This is a genomic window from Nocardioides sp. GCM10030259, from assembly GCF_042666375.1.
Taxonomy (GTDB): domain Bacteria; phylum Actinomycetota; class Actinomycetes; order Propionibacteriales; family Nocardioidaceae; genus Nocardioides.
In genome coordinates this window covers 105492-123016 of the sequence record NZ_JBHTDF010000002.1, presented here as the reverse complement: position 1 = coordinate 123016, position 17525 = coordinate 105492, and the positions used below count along the sequence as shown (strand labels likewise).

Sequence of the window (17525 nt, the reverse complement as noted above, 5' to 3'; positions counted from 1 at the left end):
GGGTTGGGAGCACAGTCACGGAATGCAACTCGGGATGCAGAACTGACATGCGCCGGCGTACCTTCCTCCAGGCCACGGCCGGAGCGGCAGGCGTAGGAGCGCTCACGACAGTGCCCGCCCACGGCGGGACTCGACGACGTGGCCGGGTGCTCACCGGCTTCGAGACCCTGGCCCGCGACGACTACCAGCTCGTGTCCGGGCAGCGGGTCGGGCTGATCTCCAACCCCACCGGCGTGGTCACCGACCTGCGCCACGAGGTCGACGTGATGGCCGCAGACGGCCGCGTCGACCTGGCCGCCGCGTTCGGCCCCGAGCACGGCTTCCGGGGCAGCGCCCAGGCCGGCGGCTCCGAGCCCGGTGGACCAGACCCGCGCACGGGCGTGCCCGTCTACGACACCTACACGAAGACCCCGGCGCAGATCGCCGCCTTCTTCGCGGATGCCGGCGTCGACACGGTCATGTTCGACATCCAGGACGTCGGGGCGCGGTTCTACACCTACGTCTGGACGATGTACGACTGCATGGTCGCCGCCTCCCTGGCCGGGGTCCGGTTCGTCGTGCTCGACCGGCCCAACCCGATCGGCGGCACCGCGGCGTACGGCGCGGTGATGCACCCCGAGCACTCGACCTTCGTCGGCCGCAAGGCGATCTCGCAGCAGCACGGCATGACGGTCGGCGAGCTGGCCGGGCTGTTCAACGCCGAGTTCCTCCCCGACGACACCGCCGCCGCCGGCCCGGTCGAGCTGGCCGTCTCCCGGATGTCGGGGTGGCGGCGCGACATGTACGCCGAGGAGACCGGCCAGCCGTGGGTGATGCCGTCGCCCAACATGCCGCGCGTCGAGACCGCGGTCGTCTACCCGGGCACCTGCCTCTTCGAGGCGACCAACCTCTCCGAGGGCCGCGGCACGACCCGCCCGTTCGAGCTGATCGGCGCGCCGTACGTCGACCACCGCTGGGCCGAGGCCCTCACCGCCCTCGACCTGCCGGGTGTGGGCTTCCGAGAGGCGTACTTCACGCCGTCGTTCTCCAAGCACTCGGGCGTCGCGTGCGCCGGCGTGCAGGTGCACGTCACCGACCGCGACGAGTTCGAGGCGATCCGCACCGCGATCGCGATGATCGTGACCGGTCGGCGGCTCTATCCGGAGAAGTGGACGTGGCGGGAGCTGTCGCCGCCGCCGCAGACGCCGCCGTCGTCGTACTGGATCGACAAGCTGTCCGGCAACGAGCAGGTCCGACTGGCGATCGACGCCGGCGCCGACGTCGACGAGGTCGTCGCCGTGTGGCGGGCCGAGCTGCGCGACTTCCGCGCGCTCCGCGCCGAGTACCTGCTCTATCCGGGGCACCAGCGTTGAGGCTGACCGCCACGATCGCAGCCGCCGCCGTGACGGCCGGTCTGCTCACCCTCACCGGGGTCCCCGCGCGCGCGGCGGACGTCGAGGTGAGCCCCGAGGATCTGCGGTTCCACCAGCACCACCTCCGGTACGGCTCGCCACGCCAGGCGGACCTGCTCGCGGAGCCGATCCGCCAGATGTCCGGCGACCTGCGGTCCTTCCTCGATCCCTCGCCCGACCACCCGATGTACGCCGGTGGCGTGGTGCTGGCCTCCCGGCACGGCGTCATCGCGGTGCACGACGCCGCCGGCAAGGCCGTTCGGTACGCCGACCCCGCGACCGAGCTGCCGGCCGCGCAGCAGGTGCCGGTGCGGCGAGACACGATCTTCGACCTGGCGTCGGTGACCAAGACGTTCACGACGATCGCCGTGCTGCAGCAGGTCGAGGCCGGTCGCATCGGCCTGGACGAGCCGGTGGCGACGTACCTCCCGGCCTTCGCCGCCCGCGGCAAGGACGACGTGACGATCCGGTACCTGCTCACCCACACCGGCGGGCTGCCGGCCTGGGTGCCGCTCTACAGCCGCTACCCGACCGTCGAGGAGCGGCTGGCCGCCGTGCTGGACGTCGCGCCCACGGCCGAGCCGGGCGCGGCGTACGTCTACTCGGACCTCGGGCTCATCACGCTGGGCCTGGTGGTCGAGGCGGTCACCGGACAGCCTCTCGACGCCGTCATCGCCACCGGGATCACCCGCCCACTGCGGATGCGGGACACGATGTTCAACCCGCCGCCGCACCTGGTCGATCGGATCGCCGCGACCGAGGCGCAGCCGTGGGCGGGTCGGCCGATGATCCGCGGCGAGGTGCACGACGAGAACGCCTGGTCGCTCGGCGGCGTCGCCGGCCACGCGGGCCTCTTCTCGACCGCCCACGACCTCGGCATCCTGGCGCGCACCCTGCTCAACGGCGGGCGCTACGGCCGCGCCCGCATCCTCGACGACGACACCGTGCGGGCGATGCTGGTCAACGAGAACGCCGCGTTCCCGGGCGACTCCCACGGCCTCGGCTTCGAGCTCGACCAGCGGTGGTACATGGACGGCCTCTCGACCCCGGTCACCTTCGGGCACACCGGGTTCACGGGCACGTCGGTGGTCATCGACCCGCTGTCGGACTCGTTCGTCGTGCTGCTGACCAACCGGGTGCACCCGACCCGCGACTGGGGAGGCAACAACCCGGCCCGGCGCGCGGTCGCCCGCGACCTGGCCAGGGCGCTCGCCGTACGCCCGCTCGAGGGCCGGCGGGCGTGGTTCTCCGGCGTCGGGGACGCCCGCACGCCGGTGCTGTCGGCGCCCGTGACCTCAGGCGGGCTGCTGTCCTTCGGGCTCTGGTACGACACCGAGGCGGACTCCGACGTGCTCACCCTGGAGGCCTCCACCGACGGCGGCGCGAGCTGGTCGCCGGTCCCCTTCTCGCTGCAGTCCGGGGCCGAGTCGGTCGAGACCGACGGCAGCGTGTCCGGATTCGGCGGACGACGCTGGCACCACGCCGCCGCGGCGCTGCCCGCGGCCGACGGGTCGTCGGGGGTCGTGCTGGTGCGGTGGCGGTACGCCAACGACGCGCTCTACCAGGGGCGCGGGGTGTACGTCGACCGGGTGCGGGTCGACGACGCCCGGATCGACGACAGCCTGTTCACCGCCGACGGCTGGGCTCCGTCTCCGGACTAGCGCTCGCCGTCGCGACCCACGGCCACGTGATCAGTGCCCAGCCGGTGGCGATGATCGCGGCCTCGGCCAGCACGTACCACGGCCACGGGCCGAGCAGGTCCAGGATCGAGGCGGAGTTCGGCTTCTCGTTGAGGTAGCCGTAGTTGGTGCCGGCGACGACGTTCACGACCACGACGCAGGCCACCCAGACGGCGGTCCCGGCGATCGCGATCCGGTAGCCGCGCCAGTCCGGTCGCAGCCTCCGTCCCCAGGTCAGGTGGACGGCCGCCCACACGCTCGAGAGGTGCATCAGCCAGTAGAGGAGGAACAGCGGCTCCGGGAACGGCGTGGCCAGGTCCGGGGTCGCGATCGCCTGCGTGGTCAGGGTGAGTCCCCAGTAGTAGGTCAGCGCGACCGCCCAGCGCCGATGGGTCCACAGGGCGTACGCCGCCACCACCGACGCGACGTCGCACAGCTGGACGGGCAGGGTGCGGTCCAGGCTCCAGTACGTCGGCGTGAAGTACAGGACCTGGAGCGGGACGACGGCGGCGACGATGACGACCGCGAGCCCCTTGCCGAGGCGGTCGTCCGGGTCGCGATCGCCCAGCGCCCGACCGGCGACCACCAGCAGGACCGCACCGAGGATCAGCACCCCGAGCGCCCCGAAGTGCGACGCGTCGTACGCCGTGAACCGCTCGGCAGCCGACATGGTCACAGGATGACGTCACCGTCCCGGGATGCAACCTGCTAGGAAGAGGAAATGATCTTCATCACCGCGAAGTTCCGCATCAAGCCCGCGCACGTCGACCGCTGGCCCGAGATCACGCGCGCCTTCACCGAGGCCACCCGGGCCGAGCCGGGCAACCTCTGGTTCGACTGGTCCCGCTCCCTCGACGACCCGGACGAGTACGTCCTCGTGGAGGCCTTCGAAGACGACGCCGCCGGGGCTCACGTGACCTCGGACCACTTCCGGCAGGCACAGGCCGACCTGCCGCAGTACCTCGTCGAGACGCCCCGGATCGTGAACTTCCAGGTGCCCGGGACGGACTGGTCCGAGCTCGGCGAGATGAAGGTCGGCTGACCGGCCTCAGGCGCCCGCGACGCCGGGGATCCGGTAGCCGTTGATCGAGGTCGCCCAGCCGGCGTACCGGAGCTGGCCCCACTCCCGGTCGAAGTACCGGATCGGCACGGTGGCCACCGCTCCGGTCCCGCCCGCGTCGGACGAGCGCACCATGCCGTTGCCGAGCGAGATCGCGACGTGCCCGTAGCCGGAGCTGCCGCCGGTCCAGTAGACGGCCGCGCCGCGCGGCGGCGTCACGTCGTCCGGGTGCCGCCCCGCCGCGTGCTGCCACGCCGTCGTCGCGTCGGCGTACCGCGACGGGACGCCGGCCTGCTCGCGCACCCACGCCAGGCACTGCCCGGGGACGTTGTACGCCGACGCCATCGCGGACGCGACGGTCTGGGTGGCGTTGCTCTGCGCCAGGGGCAGCGCCGGCCGCACCGGCTTGCGCTCGACGCGATTGGCCTGCTTGACGCGCTCGGCGCGTACTGCCGTCCGGTCACCGGAGCGGGAGACGGCGGGCCGGCGGTCCGGGTCGATCGCGCTCGAGCCCGGGTCAGACGTGACGGAGACCTCGGGCTCGGGCTCGGCGTGCGCGGCCGCGATCGATGTCACGGTCATCCCGATCGCCATCACGATGACGAACAGCCAGACGGGCGACGCGAGCGCATGGCGCAGCGGTTTGATGAACGACGACACAGCGGGATTCCTCTCGCACGGGGGCAGTGGCCCACCGCACGGCGTACCGCTCGTGCTCGACTCAACGCTGAGTGGGACCTACGCAGGGCGCGCCCGTTCGGCGCAGCATGAGACCTGCAGTAGTTGAAACGTCTCGGATCCCCAGCTCATCCCTTGGGGCGGTGTGACCTCCGTCAACCGGCTGCGTGACGCGCGACGTCCGCTCGGGGCGGCGGGCTGCAACGTGCGTTCGCCTGCGGGATCGCGCACCGATGCGCTGGGATCATCCTCGTGAGAATCGGCACCTGGAACCTGGCCGGACGATGGACGCCCGACCACGAGCGCTTCCTCCTCGACCTCGACTGCGACGTCCTGTTGCTCACCGAGGTGAGCGAACGCTTCACACTCGCGGGTCACCACCTCCACCTCAGCGAGGCGCTCATGGCCCCGCGTCGACGCTGGGCCGGCGTCGCCAGTCGACCGCCGCTGACGCCGGTCCCGGACCCGCACCCGGCCAGCGCGATGGCGGCCGTCGACGGCTGGACGTTCTGCAGCTCGATCCTCCCGTGGCGGTCGTGCGGGAACCGGGACCCGTGGCAGGGCACCCGTCACGCCGACAAGACGACCGCGGCCGTCGAGCGGCTCCTCGAACGCCTGCCGACCGATCGCTTCGTGTGGGGTGGTGACTGGAACCACGCGCTCTCCGGCCGGGAGTGGTCGGGCAGCATCGGCGGCCGAACCTCCATCCTCGCCGCGCTGGAGAAGCTCGGCCTCGACGTCCCGACCGCTCTCCTTCCCCATCGCATCGAGGGTCTGCTGTCGATCGACCACATCGCCGTGCCCTCGGGCACAGAGGTTACGGAGGCAACCGCCGTCGACGCCGACAGCCTCTCCGACCACGACGCTTACGTGGTCGAGCTCCGCTGACGACCTCAGGCAGACCGGCGCAGCCGACTGACGCCCACATGACCATCGGCCCGCGAGGTCCGCCTCGGCCCTGCTCCGGCGGCACGGGGTCAACAGCCCTTCGCTGACTGCCGAGGGGCGGTTTGGGGCGCGGCGATTCGCTCGAAAGCGTCCGCTACTCGGCGGGCGCGCCCCATACTGGCCGCCACAAACGCGTGGCATCGAGGGATGGTGGGAATGAAGTTCGGGCTTCTAGTGATGTTGGTTCTTGGCTTTGGACTGCCGCCGATGTCAGCGAGCGCAGGCACCATCGAGTCCCCTGCCCGTCCGACTGCTGTGACCGTGCGCGGCCCAGCGGAAGCAGTCGAAGGTGACCGCGTCACCTTCACCGTGCGCGTGCCCAAGGCAGGCCGAGCCAAGAACGTCCGGCTCGAGGCGCAGACGTCAGACATCTTGGGCAACAAGACGTGGGAGGGAGTACGCCGTACCGCCGTGCTCGGGCCCAAGGTCGCCCTGCGGACCACCGTGACCGCTCTCAACCGGCAGCGTTACCGGGCCGTCGTGACGTACCAAGACAAGACGGTGGTCCGCTCCCGTCCATTTAGCGTCAAGATCTGGCGCTGGATCCCCCTGACTGCGTTCGAGTCCTACTACGACACCGGCGGGATCATGGACGAGGCCTGGTGGACGTTCGCTATCAATGGACTCGCATACAAGGGTTGGGGCACCTACACGCGCTCAACTGCCTGGGAGTCGCGCTACACGCTTGGCCGACACTGCACCACGATGAGTGGCATCTTCGGCGTCACTGACGAATCGGCTGACGGCTCCTCCGGCCAGGTTGCGATCAAGGCTGATGACAAGCTGCTCCACACGTCACCGGTCCTTGTGCCAGGTTCCGAACACAAGACGACCCTCCCCCTCGGCCGGCCCTACCGGATCTCCGTCTCTGCGACCAATCCCGCCGCATCGTCCGAGCTTTACGCATTCCCGGCAATTGGCGACGCGGAGTTCTTGTGCACAGGCCTCTGACATCCCGCACCTCCGCGGCGAGTTGAGCGAAGCTACGACCTGTGCCTGATAGCCCGCTGCCATTCGGCTTGTACGAAGAGCTAGTCACCGACGACCTGGGGCCGCGGCTTCTTCACCACGCAAACGAGCTCGTCGTGACCGGACAGGTAGACGACGCTGAGCTGCCGCATGTGCTTGCGCGCCACATCTACCAAGCAGCGGTCCGTGCTTTCGCGGCCGAACGTGTGGCGGAGAAGAGGATCGGGTTGGCGAACGCGCTCCTTTCGGTCATCGATGAATCCGAGCCGGCTGTAGTCGACCCCGCGCACCAACTGCTCCGAATCGCTCCGCCACCCGCACCGGGCATCCAGGCCCACGGAGACGTCCGTCCCAGCACTCCCCTTTCGGATGCGGCCCTCCTAACCAACGCCGCGGGTGAACCCGCCCTCGGTTCAGAGTTGCGCGCCGAGGTCGACACAGCGGACGAGGTCGACCTGCTGTGCGCGTTCGTCAAGTGGCATGGATTGCGCCTCCTCGAACCGGAACTGGAGCGGCTGAAGCTCCGCAAGGCACCGCTCCGTGTCATCACGACGACCTACATCGGGGCGACCGAGCGCCGAGCACTCGACCGATTGGTCCGCCAGTTCGGAGCCGAGATCAAGGTCCAGTACGACGCTCAGCGCACTCGTCTGCACGCCAAGGCGTGGATGTTCCGCCGCGCGACGGGTTTTGACACGGCCTACGTCGGCTCTTCGAACCTCTCTAAGACTGCGCTTCTCGACGGCGTGGAGTGGAACGTCCGCCTTTCGAAGGCCGGCACACCGACACTTCTCAGCAAGTTCGCGGCGACATTCGACACGTACTGGAACGACCCGAGCTACGAGCTCTACGATCCCGACCGCGATGGTGATCGCCTCGAGCTTGCCCTCGCCGAAGCCGCTGGACGGACGTCGACCGACCGCGTCACCATCACGCTCTCCGGCCTCGAAGTCACCCCTTATCCGTATCAGCAGGAGATGCTCGACGCGATCGAGGCTGAACGAACAGTGCACGATCGACACCGCAATCTCGTCGTTGCGGCGACAGGCACCGGCAAGACTGTGGTCGCATCCCTCGACTACCGGCGGCTTTGCCAAGTCGCGAACGGCGAGCGCCCAAGCCTGCTGTTTGTAGCGCACCGCAAGGAGATCCTTGCGCAGTCACTTCGCACCTATCGCGAAGTTCTGAACGACGCGAACTTCGGAGAGCTGTATGTCGACGGCGTGCGCCCCGACCATTGGCGGCACGTCTTCGCGAGCATTCAGTCGTTGTCGTCATACGGCGCATCCAATATCCGTCCCGACGCCTTCGACGTTGTCGTGATCGACGAGTTCCACCACGCGGCGGCGTCGACGTACCGCGCTGTCCTGGATCAGCTCCGCCCCCGCGAACTGCTGGGCCTGACGGCAACACCTGAGCGAGCCGACGGCGTGAATGTCCGTGACGCGTTCTTCGAAGGTCGAACAGCAGCCGAACTGCGGCTGTGGGATGCGCTTGGCGCCGACTTGCTCTGTCCCTTTCACTACTTCGTCGTCTCGGATGGCACCGATCTCAGCGGCCTGACATGGACCCAGGGACGGTACGACGTCTCCGAGCTCTCCCGTCTCTACACCGACGACGATGCTCGGTCTCGAGTCATCCTCCGTGAACTACGCGACAAGGTGCTCGATCCGGGAGCGATGCGCGCTCTCGGCTTCTGCGTGACTGTCGAGCACGCGGAGTACATGACGCGGATCTTTAACGACGCCGGAGTTCCTGCCCGGACGGTGACGGGGGGAACGCCGTCCACAGATCGTGCGCAGGCGCTCAATGATCTACGGGATCGTTCGATCAACATCATCTTCACGGTTGACGTCTTCAATGAAGGCCTGGACCTGCCGGCCGTTGACACCGTGCTATTCCTTCGCCCCACTGAGAGCGCCACAGTGTTCTTGCAGCAGTTCGGCCGCGGCCTCCGGCGAACCGTAGACAAGGCGGTGCTGACCGTTCTCGACTTCGTTGGGCACCAGCACAAGAAGTTTCGATGGGACCAGAAGCTGCGCGCTCTCACTGGCGAGACGCGAGCTGGCTTGGAACGCCAGATCAACCGCGGCTTCCCTTTCCTGCCTGCGGGTTGCCAGATCGTGCTCGACGAGCAGGCGCAAGCGGCGGTCCTGGAGAACATCAGGATGCAGGTCGCGGCTCGTTGGCCGCAGATCGTCGCGGAGCTGCGTTCGTATGGCGACATGGACTTGCCGTCGTTCCTTCGAGAAGCCGGGCTCGAGCTGTCAGACGTGCTCCGACGCGGCTCCAAGTCGTGGACGCAGCTTCGTCGCGATGCACAGCTGTCAACAGCTGTCGGTACTGAACGCGAGGCCGAACTCCTGAAGCGCATCCGCGCCTTCGCCCACGTGGATGACAGCCTGCGAGCCACTGGCTATCCATCGCTGCTCGAAACAACCAGTCGATACGACGCGCTGTCGCCGACCGAGCAGCGGCTGGCCCGCATGCTCTTCTTCTCTGCGTGGCCAGGCGCCGGAGGCTTCGAATCGTATGATGCCGGCCTCGACACCCTCCGGCGCGAGCTAGCAGTCAGGGATGAGCTCAGGACCGTCATCGACATTGCCTTCGACGACACCCGGCACCGGGCCATCGACCTCGGCGGTTCCCTTGCACCCGTCCCGCTACGAGTGCACGCGAGATACCAGCGTGAGGAGATCCTGGCCGCTATCGACTACGCCAACCTGCAGCGACGCCCGGTGAGCGTGATGCAAGGGGTCGCCTACTCCGAGTCGCTCAACATCGACGCCTTCTTCATCACGCTGAAGAAGTCAGAAGCGGACTACTCCCCCACCACGATGTACCGCGACTATCCGATCAGCCCGACCCTGTTCCACTGGGAGTCACAGAACGCGACGACGGTCGCCTCACCCACGGGACAGCGGTACCTCACGGGCACCAGCACGGTGCTGCTCTTCTGTCGGCTGGAGCATGACGGCGAGTTCGCCACCATGCCGTACACCTTCCTCGGACCGGCATCCTACGTTTCTCACGTCGGCGAGCGGCCGATTGCAGTCACGTGGCAGCTCGACCATCCGATGCCGGCTGACTTCTTTGCCGCAGCATCTGTCGTCGCGCGTTAGGAGTAGTAGATGGAAACCGCCTCAATCACTGCGTGGACTCTCATGACGGAGATTCCAATTCCGGAGGACGTCAAGCCACTGCTCGTCCAAGGTGAGGAACCAGTCGCAGCGTTCAAGACCTTTCGTGACAGTGCGGTCTTCACGACCAAGCGCCTCATCGTTCGGGACGCACAGGGCTTGACCGGCAAGAAGGTTGAGATCTACTCGCTGCCGTACAGCTCGATCAACATGTGGTCGTCCGAGAACGCCGGCGGTTTCCTCGATCGCGACGCAGAGATCGAGCTGTGGACCCGCGCCGGACACATCAAGATCAAGTTGGCGAAGGGCGCCGACGTTCGACGCATCGATTCGTTGATCGGCTGGGCGGTGCTGAACCACTAACTACTCGGGAGGTCAGACGAATGGGGCATCCACTTGCTCGGGACGTCTGGCGTCCCGCCAAAACGGCGCAAAATGCGCGACGGGCCCGACACCTCACGCGGTGTCGGGCCCGTCGGGTTACGCGATGATCAGCTGCAGCCGCTGGTGCTGCCGCAGCCCTCGCAGACGTAGCAGGAGCCGGCGGGGCGCATCTTGGTGCCGCAGGTGAAGCAGAGCGGGCTGTCGATGGCGGTGCCGGTGATCTGCTCGAGGAGCTCGGCGCTGGTGTGGGCGCCCGACGGGGCGGGCTTCTCCGCGGCATCGGTGGTTTCGAGACGGCCGTGGCCGGCCTCCTCAACCACCGTGGTCGCCTCGGGGTCGTCGGCGCGGAGCTCGATGGTCGGGGCGAGGAGCTCGGCGGCGGTGTTGCCAGCTTCGAGGGGCTCGTAGGAGCCGGTCTCGAGGTAGCGCTGGCGCTCCTCGGCCGAGTAGATGCCCAGGCCCTGGCGGGTCTCGAAGTCCAGGTAGTCCAGCGCCAGGCGGCGGAAGACGTAGTCCATGACCGACTGGGCCATCCGGATGTCGGCGTCGTCGGTCAGGCCGGCGGGCTCGAAGCGCTGGTTGGTGTACTTCGAGACGAAGGTCTCCAGCGGCACGCCGTACTGCAGGCCGATCGAGATCGCGATCGAGAACGCGTCCATGACGCCGGCCAGGGTCGAGCCCTGCTTGCCGAGCTTGAGGAAGATCTCGCCGAGCGAGCCGTCCTCGTGGGCACCCGAGGTCATGTAGCCCTCGGCGCCACCGACCGTGAAGGAGGTGGTGCGCGAGACGCGGGACTTCGGGAGGCGCTTGCGGACCGGGGCGTAGACGATCTTCTCGACGACCTTGGGCTCGACCTCGGTCTCGACGGTCGCGTCGGCCTTCTTGGCCTTCGCGTCGGCGAGCGGCTGGCCGACCTTCGCGTTGTCGCGGTAGATCGCGGTCGCCTTGAGGCCGAGCTTCCAGGACTGGAGGTAGATGTCCTCGACGTCCTCGATGGTCGCGCTCTCGGGGAGGTTGACGGTCTTGCTGATGGCGCCGGAGAGGAACGGCTGCGCCGCCGCCATCATCCGCACGTGGCCCATCGGCTTGAGGGCGCGGGCGCCCATCGCGCAGTCGAAGACCTCGTAGTGCTCGGTCTTCAGGCCCGGCGCGTCGACGACGTGGCCGTGCTCGGCGATGTAGGCGACGATCGCCTCGATCTGCTCCGCCTGGTAGCCGAGCTTCTTCAGCGCGCGCGGCACCGTCTGGTTGACGATCTGCATCGAGCCGCCGCCGACGAGCTTCTTGAACTTCACCAGCGAGAAGTCGGGCTCGATGCCGGTGGTGTCGCAGTCCATCATGAAGCCGATGGTGCCGGTCGGCGCGAGCACCGAGGCCTGCGCGTTGCGGTAGCCGTTGGCCTGGCCGAGCTTGATCACGTCGGCCCACGCCTGGGTGGCCAGCTTGTGCACCTGGCTGTCGGCGATGTGCAGGGTGCGCACGGTGTCGTTGGCCGCCTGGTGCTTGCGCATGACCCGCTTGTGGGCCTCCGCGTTGCGGGCGTAGCCGGCGTAGGGGCCGACGATGCCGGCGAGCTCCGCCGAGCGCTTGTACGACGTACCCGTCATCAGCGAGGTGATCGTGCCCGCCATCGCGCGGCCGCCGTCGGAGTCGTAGCCGAGGCCCATCGCCATCAGCAGCGCGCCGAGGTTGGCGTAGCCGATGCCGAGCTGGCGGTAGTCGACCGTGGTCTTGCCGATCGCCTCGGTCGGGAAGTCGGCGAAGCAGATCGAGATGTCCATCGCGGTGATGATCAGCTCGACGGCCTTCGCGAACAGCTCGGCGTCGAAGGTGTCGTCTTCCTTGAGGAACTTCAGCAGGTTGAGCGACGCCAGGTTGCACGAGGAGTTGTCGAGCGACATGTACTCCGAGCACGGGTTGGACGCGGTGATCCGGCCGGTCTCGGGGTTGGTGTGCCAGTCGTTGATGGTGTCGTCGTACTGCAGGCCGGGGTCGGCGCACTCCCACGCCGCGGTCGCGATCTTGTGGAACAGCTCGCGGGCGTCGACGGTCTCGATGACCTCGTGGGTCTTGCGGGCGCGCAGGCCGAAGTCGCCGCCCTCCTCGACCGCACGCATGAACTCGTCGCTGACGCGGACGGAGTTGTTGGCGTTCTGGTACTGGACGCTGGTGATGTCCTTGCCGCCGAGGTCCATGTCGAAGCCGGCGTCGCGCAGCGCGCGGATCTTGTCCTCCTCGCGCGCCTTGGTCTCGACGAACTCCTCGATGTCGGGGTGGTCGACGTCGAGCACGACCATCTTCGCCGCGCGACGGGTGGCGCCACCGGACTTGATGGTGCCGGCCGAGGCGTCGGCGCCGCGCATGAAGGAGACCGGGCCGCTCGCGGTGCCGCCGGAGGAGAGGAGCTCCTTGGAGGAGCGGATGCGGGAGAGGTTGAGGCCGGCGCCGGAGCCGCCCTTGAAGATGAAGCCCTCCTCCTTGTACCAGTTCAGGATCGAGTCCATCGAGTCGTCGACGGACAGGATGAAGCAGGCGGAGACCTGCTGCGGCGACGAGGTGCCGACGTTGAACCAGACCGGGGAGTTGAAGGAGAAGTACTGGTGCGCGAGCAGCCAGGTGAGCTCGTGCTCGAAGACCTCGGCGTCGGCCTCGGTGGCGAAGTAGCCGTGGTCGATGCCGGCCTTGGTGTAGGTCTTCACCACCCGGTCGATGATGTTCTTGAGGCTCCACTCGCGGGCGTCGGTGCCGACGGCGCCACGGAAGTACTTCGTGGTGACGATGGTCGAGGCGTTGACCGACCAGAAGTCGGGGAACTCCACGGCGCGCTGCTCGAAGACCGTCTCACCGGTCTTCCAGTTGGTCTGCACGACGTCGCGGCGCTCCCACGTGATCTCGTCGTAGGGGTGCACCCCCGGGGTGCTGAAGACCTGCTCGATCTTCAGCCCCGCGCCCTTCCTGGCCTTGCCCTTGCCTGCTGCCTGGGCTCCGCCACTCACCGTCTCGGTCATCCCTCTTGGTCCCGTCTCTCGAGGTTGGTGTGTTCTTCGATCATTGCTGCTGCCACCGACAGTCCCTATCCAAGTGGGGGTCGGTGACGGTCTTGCTGGCGATTGGTGGGCCCGGCGTACGCAGCTTCCCCACTACGCACGCCGGGCCGTCTGTGGTCAGCCCGTGGGGACGGGCTGAGGTGCGCGGTCCGCACGGAGGGCCGAGATCTCCTTCTCGAAGTCCTCGGCCGACTCGAACGCGCGGTAGACGCTCGCGAACCGCAGGTAGGCCACCTCGTCGAGCTCGCGCAGCGGGCCCAGGATGGCCAGGCCCACCTCGTGGGCCTCGACCTCGGCGGCCCCGGAGAGCCGGAGCGTGTCCTCGACCGCCTGGCCGAGGCAGGCGAGCTGGTCCTCCGACACCGGCCGGCCCTTGCAGGCCTTGCGCACGCCGGCGACGGCCTTCTCGCGGGTGAACGGCTCGCTGGCGCCGGAGCGCTTGAGCACGGTCAGCTGCATCAGCTCGACGGTCGTGAACCGGCGCTCGCACTCGGAGCAGGTACGCCGGCGGCGGATCGAGCCGCCGTCGTCGGCCACCCTGGAGTCGAGGACCCTGGTGTCGGTGTTGCGGCAGTACGGACAGTGCATGAGGCCCTCCTCCCGAAGCTGTGGAGAACAGACGTTCTCCTGTGTAGAACAAGCAGTTCGCTGTGGGTCATCCGCCATCCGCTGTGAACTAGATGTGGATAACTACACCGTTGTAACTACTAGATGTAGTGGTAACCGTACGCCCCGGTGACAGGTGGCGCAAGTGACGCGGAGGGCGTTCTCGCGGGTTGCCGCGGCCGCGCGGCAAAGTCGCAGGTCAGAGCCGAGAAATGCCCTGTCAAGACCTCTCCAGACCGGCTGCGTGTCGGCGTGGCGCCGGGCGTGGCGCGGGCCCGCGACACACCACGTTCACCCGATGGGGTGGTTTGACGTTTGACGACTTTCGGGCAGGGGACTGAGAAGCCACACATCCCCCTGGCCGCACAACTGGACACAACGAACGAGGTCATCGCCGATGTCGATTCAACCGATCGCCGTACTGCATGAGAGCCGTTCTGACGCCACCACCCGTCTGTTCGCCGAGCGCGCGGAGAACCCCGCGGACCGCGAGCGGATCGAGGAGGAGGTCGTCCGCATCAACATGCGCGTCGCTGCCGACGCGACCCGCCGATTCCGCAACCGTGGCATCGCCACCGAGGACCTCGAGCAGGTCGCGTACGTCGGGCTGGTCAAGGCCGTCCGGGGCTTCGACCCCGACCGCGGTCACGACTTCCTCAGCTTCGCCATCCCCACCATCCGCGGCGAGGTGCGCCGGCACTTCCGCGACCTGGGCTGGACGGTGCGTCCCCCGCGCTCCATCCAGGAGACCCAGACCAAGATCCTCGGCTGCGAGGGCGAGCTGACCCAGCAGCTGGGCCGGGCACCGCGCCCCTCCGAGATCGCTGCCCACCTCGACGTCGACCTCGAGCTGGTGGTCGAGGCGCTCGGCGCCAACGGCTGCTTCGCGCCGGTCTCCCTGGACGCGACGACCAGCGACGACGACGAGGCGCTCTCCCGGCGCCTGGGCCACGACGACGCCGGCTTCGACGTCGCCGAGGCGCGCGCCCTGCTCGCCCCCGTCCTCGCCCAGCTCACGCCGCGCGAGCGCAAGATCGTCGAGATGCGCTTCTTCCGCGGCTGCACGCAGGCCGAGATCGGCAGGGAGATCGGCGTGACCCAGATGCAGGTCTCCCGGCTGCTGACCCGGATGATCGCGCGGATGCGCAACCAGCTGAGCGTGGCGCACGCCGCCTGACCGGTGTTCCATGCCCGGTTCGCCGCGCATCGGACACAATGTCCGTGTGACGGGTGCGACGGGTGGGAAGCGGGCGGGGTCCCGCCGCGGACCCCGCCGCAGGCGCAGGTTCCAGCCCGCCCTGCTGCTGCTCGCCCTGGGCATCACCGCCTGCGTCCTGGCCTGGGGCTACCTGGTGTACGCCGCCATCGACTTCGGCGCGACCGCCCGCGGCGGGGACGCCCGCGCGTGGTGGTTCCTGGCGATCGCGTCGGTCGGCGCGGTGGCCTGCCTCTTCTTCGGGCTGATGCTGGTGGCGTTGCTGACCCGGCGCCTCGGCATCAGCAGACCCCCCACGCCGCGCGGCTCGGCAGAGTCGACCGAGACCGACGGCGGCTCCGACGACGAGCCGCCGCGGCCGATCGGCGGGCGGCGCGCGGCGCGGTAGCGACGTCTCAGCGGTCCGCGAGCCGGCGCACGAACTTCAGCCCCGACCAGGTGTCGTCGACGGCCGCCACCTTCACGTCCACCCAGCCCAGCCGGAGGCCGAACTCGCGGACGACGCCGTCACCGAGGTCGCTGTCGATGCCGAGCGCCCGCTGCGCCGCCTGCTTGGGCCAGCACACCCAGACCATGCCGGCGGTCCGGGTCCGCTCGAACAGCACCGGCAGCCGCGCCTCGAGCGCCGCGCGCCTGGTGTGGAAGGTCAGGGTCACGTCGAGGCTGTCGGGCCGACCCGGCAGGCGGCGTACGACGTGGGCGCCGGTCGTCCCGAGCTCGAACCCGTCGGGCGCGCCGTCGAGCAGCACCACGTGCTCGTCCTTGACGCCCAGCTTGCGCAGCAGCGGGGTGCCGGAGTAGCCGGCCATGGCGGCAGCGTAGGGACACCGGCCCCGAAATGACCTCGAGGGGCGGAGCCGGCCAAGGCTCCGCCCCTCGCTTCCCCGGTTATCGCCGGCCGGGGTCGAAGCGGCCGGCGAAGTGTGTGACCCGGTGGTCTGTGCGGGATCAGTCGATCGGACTCACTCGACCGGGACCAGCAGCCGCTGGCCGGCGACGAGCATCCCGGAGTCGAGCGCGTTGAGCTTCTCGATCCGCTCGATCATCGAGCGGACGTCGCCGTCGGTGGCGGCCGCGGAGGCGATCTCCCACAGGGTGTCGCCCGGGCCGACCTGCACCACGGCGGTGGGCTCCGGCGTGCCGGAGTCGCGGGTGGCGACCGAGCCGCCGGCCAGGGCGACGCCGACGGCGAGCACGGCGACGAGCGCGAGGAGGACCACGACGGCGCGGCCGCGCCGGGTCAGGCGGACCGTGCTGCGCGGACGCGCGGCGGGCCGGCTGTGGAACATCTGGTCGATCGTCATGGTGCTCATCTGGTGACCTCCTGGGGAAGTGGTCCCGCCTCCGGGACCTCGGGTCTCTGTGTCGTCGAGAGCAGTTCTAGTGGCGACCACCGACAGTCCCTCGGGACCGGTCCGGACCACCCACTCGATCAGCCGTTCGATCGAACATGTGTACGACGTTAGAGCACGTGTTCGAACGACACAAGGCCTTCGCCGAACATTTGTTCGATCACCTCGAATCCCCTCGGGCACCGACACGCGGTTCGAACAGATGTTTGAACCCGGCGGCGGGGAGGACTACCGTGAGCCCATGGCGAAGACGGCAGGGAAGAAGATGGCCGGGAAGACGCCCGGCAAGATGACGGTCCGCGAGCTGCCCGACGGCCCGGCCGACGCGACCGGGCTCACCCCGCGACAGCAGCGTGTCCTCGCGACGATCAAGGACTCGATCGAGAAGCGGGGCTACCCGCCGAGCATGCGCGAGATCGGCGAGGCGGTCGGGCTGACCAGCTCCTCCAGCGTCGCCCACCAGCTCAAGGTCCTCGAGGAGAAGGGCTACCTCAAGCGCGACCCCCACCGGCCGCGCGCCCTCGAGGTCTTCCTCCCCGAGGTGATGGCGGCCCGCCGTTCCCTGGGCACCGCCGAGGAGTCGACGTACGACGAGACGGGTCTCGGCGACAGCGTGCCCGCAGCGTCGTACGTCCCGCTCGTCGGCCGGATCGCCGCCGGCGGGCCGATCCTCGCGGAGGAGCGCTACGAGGACGTCTTCCCCCTGCCCAAGCAGCTGGTGGGCGACGGCGAGCTCTTCCTGCTCGAGGTCTCCGGCGACTCGATGATCGAGGCGGCCATCTGCGACGGCGACTACGTCGTCATCAAAAAGGAGCAGACCGCCGACAACGGAGAGATCGTCGCGGCGCTCATCGACGGCGAGGCCACGGTGAAGACCCTGCAGCGCAAGGACGGAAATGTGTGGCTGCTGCCGCACAACCCCAACTACGATCCCATCGACGGCACGAACGCCACCATCCTCGGCAAGGTGACCGCCGTGCTGCGACGGGTCTGATAGGTCGAATTCCCTACAACATCGGGGAATCACCCGATCGGACCCCGAGGTTGATCGGGTG

The 17525-nt window shown here is 68.6% G+C and carries 16 protein-coding genes; 10 read left to right on the top strand and 6 right to left on the bottom strand.

All coding sequences use genetic code 11. The features are described from left to right. Positions 1-47 precede the first annotated feature (47 nt). Both ACFQQI_RS00895 and ACFQQI_RS00890 read left to right on the top strand, forming a co-directional pair. Complete coding sequence (locus ACFQQI_RS00895) at positions 48-1352, top strand: exo-beta-N-acetylmuramidase NamZ domain-containing protein (protein ID WP_378556521.1); 1305 nt, start codon at positions 48-50, stop codon at positions 1350-1352. Next, positions 1349-3052 carry a serine hydrolase gene (locus ACFQQI_RS00890; RefSeq protein WP_378556518.1) on the top strand — a complete coding sequence of 568 codons (1704 nt, stop codon included), beginning with the start codon at positions 1349-1351 and terminating at the stop codon, positions 3050-3052. Before ACFQQI_RS00895 ends, ACFQQI_RS00890 begins: the two co-directional genes overlap by 4 nt. Here the strand turns inward: ACFQQI_RS00890 and ACFQQI_RS00885 are convergent. Continuing rightward, positions 3018-3740: a TIGR02206 family membrane protein gene (locus ACFQQI_RS00885; RefSeq protein ID WP_378556515.1), complete on the bottom strand. Its 723-nt coding sequence runs from the start codon at positions 3738-3740 to the stop codon at positions 3018-3020. The two genes, ACFQQI_RS00890 and ACFQQI_RS00885, sit on opposite strands and share 35 nt — an antisense overlap. Before the next feature lie 51 nt (positions 3741-3791). Here ACFQQI_RS00885 and ACFQQI_RS00880 point away from each other — a divergent pair, with 51 nt between their 5' ends. After that, complete coding sequence (locus ACFQQI_RS00880) at positions 3792-4112, top strand: putative quinol monooxygenase (protein ID WP_378556512.1); 321 nt, start codon at positions 3792-3794, stop codon at positions 4110-4112. Between the two features lie 6 nt (positions 4113-4118). Here ACFQQI_RS00880 and ACFQQI_RS00875 read toward each other — a convergent pair whose 3' ends face one another. Further along, positions 4119-4790 (bottom strand): CHAP domain-containing protein, encoded by a 672-nt coding sequence (locus tag ACFQQI_RS00875; RefSeq protein ID WP_378556509.1) that lies wholly within the window; start codon positions 4788-4790, stop codon positions 4119-4121. Positions 4791-5060: 270 nt separating this feature from the next. Between ACFQQI_RS00875 and ACFQQI_RS00870 the strand changes: the two genes are divergently transcribed. The 4 genes from ACFQQI_RS00870 to ACFQQI_RS00855 all read left to right on the top strand — a co-directional run bounded on the left by ACFQQI_RS00870 (position 5061) and on the right by ACFQQI_RS00855 (position 10228). Further along, positions 5061-5696, top strand: coding sequence for a hypothetical protein (locus ACFQQI_RS00870; protein WP_378556506.1), 636 nt, complete (start codon positions 5061-5063; stop codon positions 5694-5696). A 216-nt stretch (positions 5697-5912) separates the two neighbouring features. Then, positions 5913-6707, top strand: coding sequence for a hypothetical protein (locus tag ACFQQI_RS00865; protein ID WP_378556503.1), 795 nt, complete (start codon positions 5913-5915; stop codon positions 6705-6707). A gap of 41 nt (positions 6708-6748) precedes the next feature. Next, complete coding sequence (locus tag ACFQQI_RS00860) at positions 6749-9847, top strand: DUF3427 domain-containing protein (RefSeq protein WP_378556500.1); 3099 nt, start codon at positions 6749-6751, stop codon at positions 9845-9847. Positions 9848-9856: 9 nt separating this feature from the next. Beyond that, complete coding sequence (locus tag ACFQQI_RS00855; protein ID WP_378556497.1) at positions 9857-10228, top strand: PH domain-containing protein; 372 nt, start codon at positions 9857-9859, stop codon at positions 10226-10228. Between the two features lie 128 nt (positions 10229-10356). Here the strand turns inward: ACFQQI_RS00855 and ACFQQI_RS00850 are convergent, their stop codons facing one another. Together ACFQQI_RS00850 and nrdR are read right to left on the bottom strand one after the other, a co-directional pair. Further along, entirely contained in the window at positions 10357-13257 is a 2901-nt protein-coding gene (locus ACFQQI_RS00850; protein WP_378556494.1) for a vitamin B12-dependent ribonucleotide reductase, read from the bottom strand. Between the two features lie 156 nt (positions 13258-13413). Continuing rightward, positions 13414-13884: a transcriptional regulator NrdR gene (gene nrdR / locus ACFQQI_RS00845; RefSeq protein WP_378556491.1), complete on the bottom strand. Its 471-nt coding sequence runs from the start codon at positions 13882-13884 to the stop codon at positions 13414-13416. Between the two features lie 415 nt (positions 13885-14299). Here nrdR and ACFQQI_RS00840 point away from each other — a divergent pair, with 415 nt between their 5' ends. Both ACFQQI_RS00840 and ACFQQI_RS00835 read left to right on the top strand, forming a co-directional pair. Beyond that, positions 14300-15079, top strand: a complete 780-nt coding sequence (locus tag ACFQQI_RS00840) for a SigB/SigF/SigG family RNA polymerase sigma factor (RefSeq protein ID WP_378556488.1) — start codon at positions 14300-14302, stop codon at positions 15077-15079. 46 nt (positions 15080-15125) lie between these two features. Beyond that, the gene (locus ACFQQI_RS00835) at positions 15126-15506 is read left to right on the top strand and encodes a hypothetical protein (RefSeq protein ID WP_378556485.1); all 381 of its coding nucleotides are present in this window, start codon (positions 15126-15128) and stop codon (positions 15504-15506) included. Between the two features lie 7 nt (positions 15507-15513). Here the strand turns inward: ACFQQI_RS00835 and ACFQQI_RS00830 are convergent, their stop codons facing one another. Both ACFQQI_RS00830 and ACFQQI_RS00825 read right to left on the bottom strand, forming a co-directional pair. Continuing rightward, the gene (locus ACFQQI_RS00830; protein ID WP_378556482.1) at positions 15514-15927 is read right to left on the bottom strand and encodes a DUF3052 domain-containing protein; all 414 of its coding nucleotides are present in this window, start codon (positions 15925-15927) and stop codon (positions 15514-15516) included. A 153-nt stretch (positions 15928-16080) separates the two neighbouring features. Continuing rightward, positions 16081-16431, bottom strand: a complete 351-nt coding sequence (locus tag ACFQQI_RS00825) for a LysM peptidoglycan-binding domain-containing protein (RefSeq protein ID WP_378556479.1) — start codon at positions 16429-16431, stop codon at positions 16081-16083. A 280-nt stretch (positions 16432-16711) separates the two neighbouring features. On the opposite strand from ACFQQI_RS00825, the gene lexA reads away from it, so the two are divergent. Then, complete coding sequence (gene lexA, locus ACFQQI_RS00820) at positions 16712-17464, top strand: transcriptional repressor LexA (RefSeq protein WP_378556476.1); 753 nt, start codon at positions 16712-16714, stop codon at positions 17462-17464. The last annotated feature ends 61 nt before the right edge of the window (positions 17465-17525 follow it).

Coding starts and splice junctions, on each gene's coding strand:
- ACFQQI_RS00885 (WP_378556515.1), bottom strand. CDS start 3,740: ATGTCGGCTGCCGAGCGGTTCACGGCGTACGACGCGTCGCACTTCGGG.
- lexA (WP_378556476.1), top strand. CDS start 16,712: ATGGCGAAGACGGCAGGGAAGAAGATGGCCGGGAAGACGCCCGGCAAG.
- nrdR (WP_378556491.1), bottom strand. CDS start 13,884: ATGCACTGTCCGTACTGCCGCAACACCGACACCAGGGTCCTCGACTCC.
- ACFQQI_RS00880 (WP_378556512.1), top strand. CDS start 3,792: ATGATCTTCATCACCGCGAAGTTCCGCATCAAGCCCGCGCACGTCGAC.
- ACFQQI_RS00865 (WP_378556503.1), top strand. CDS start 5,913: ATGAAGTTCGGGCTTCTAGTGATGTTGGTTCTTGGCTTTGGACTGCCG.
- ACFQQI_RS00895 (WP_378556521.1), top strand. CDS start 48: ATGCGCCGGCGTACCTTCCTCCAGGCCACGGCCGGAGCGGCAGGCGTA.
- ACFQQI_RS00850 (WP_378556494.1), bottom strand. CDS start 13,257: ATGACCGAGACGGTGAGTGGCGGAGCCCAGGCAGCAGGCAAGGGCAAG.
- ACFQQI_RS00825 (WP_378556479.1), bottom strand. CDS start 16,431: ATGAGCACCATGACGATCGACCAGATGTTCCACAGCCGGCCCGCCGCG.
- ACFQQI_RS00855 (WP_378556497.1), top strand. CDS start 9,857: ATGGAAACCGCCTCAATCACTGCGTGGACTCTCATGACGGAGATTCCA.
- ACFQQI_RS00840 (WP_378556488.1), top strand. CDS start 14,300: ATGTCGATTCAACCGATCGCCGTACTGCATGAGAGCCGTTCTGACGCC.
- ACFQQI_RS00830 (WP_378556482.1), bottom strand. CDS start 15,927: ATGGCCGGCTACTCCGGCACCCCGCTGCTGCGCAAGCTGGGCGTCAAG.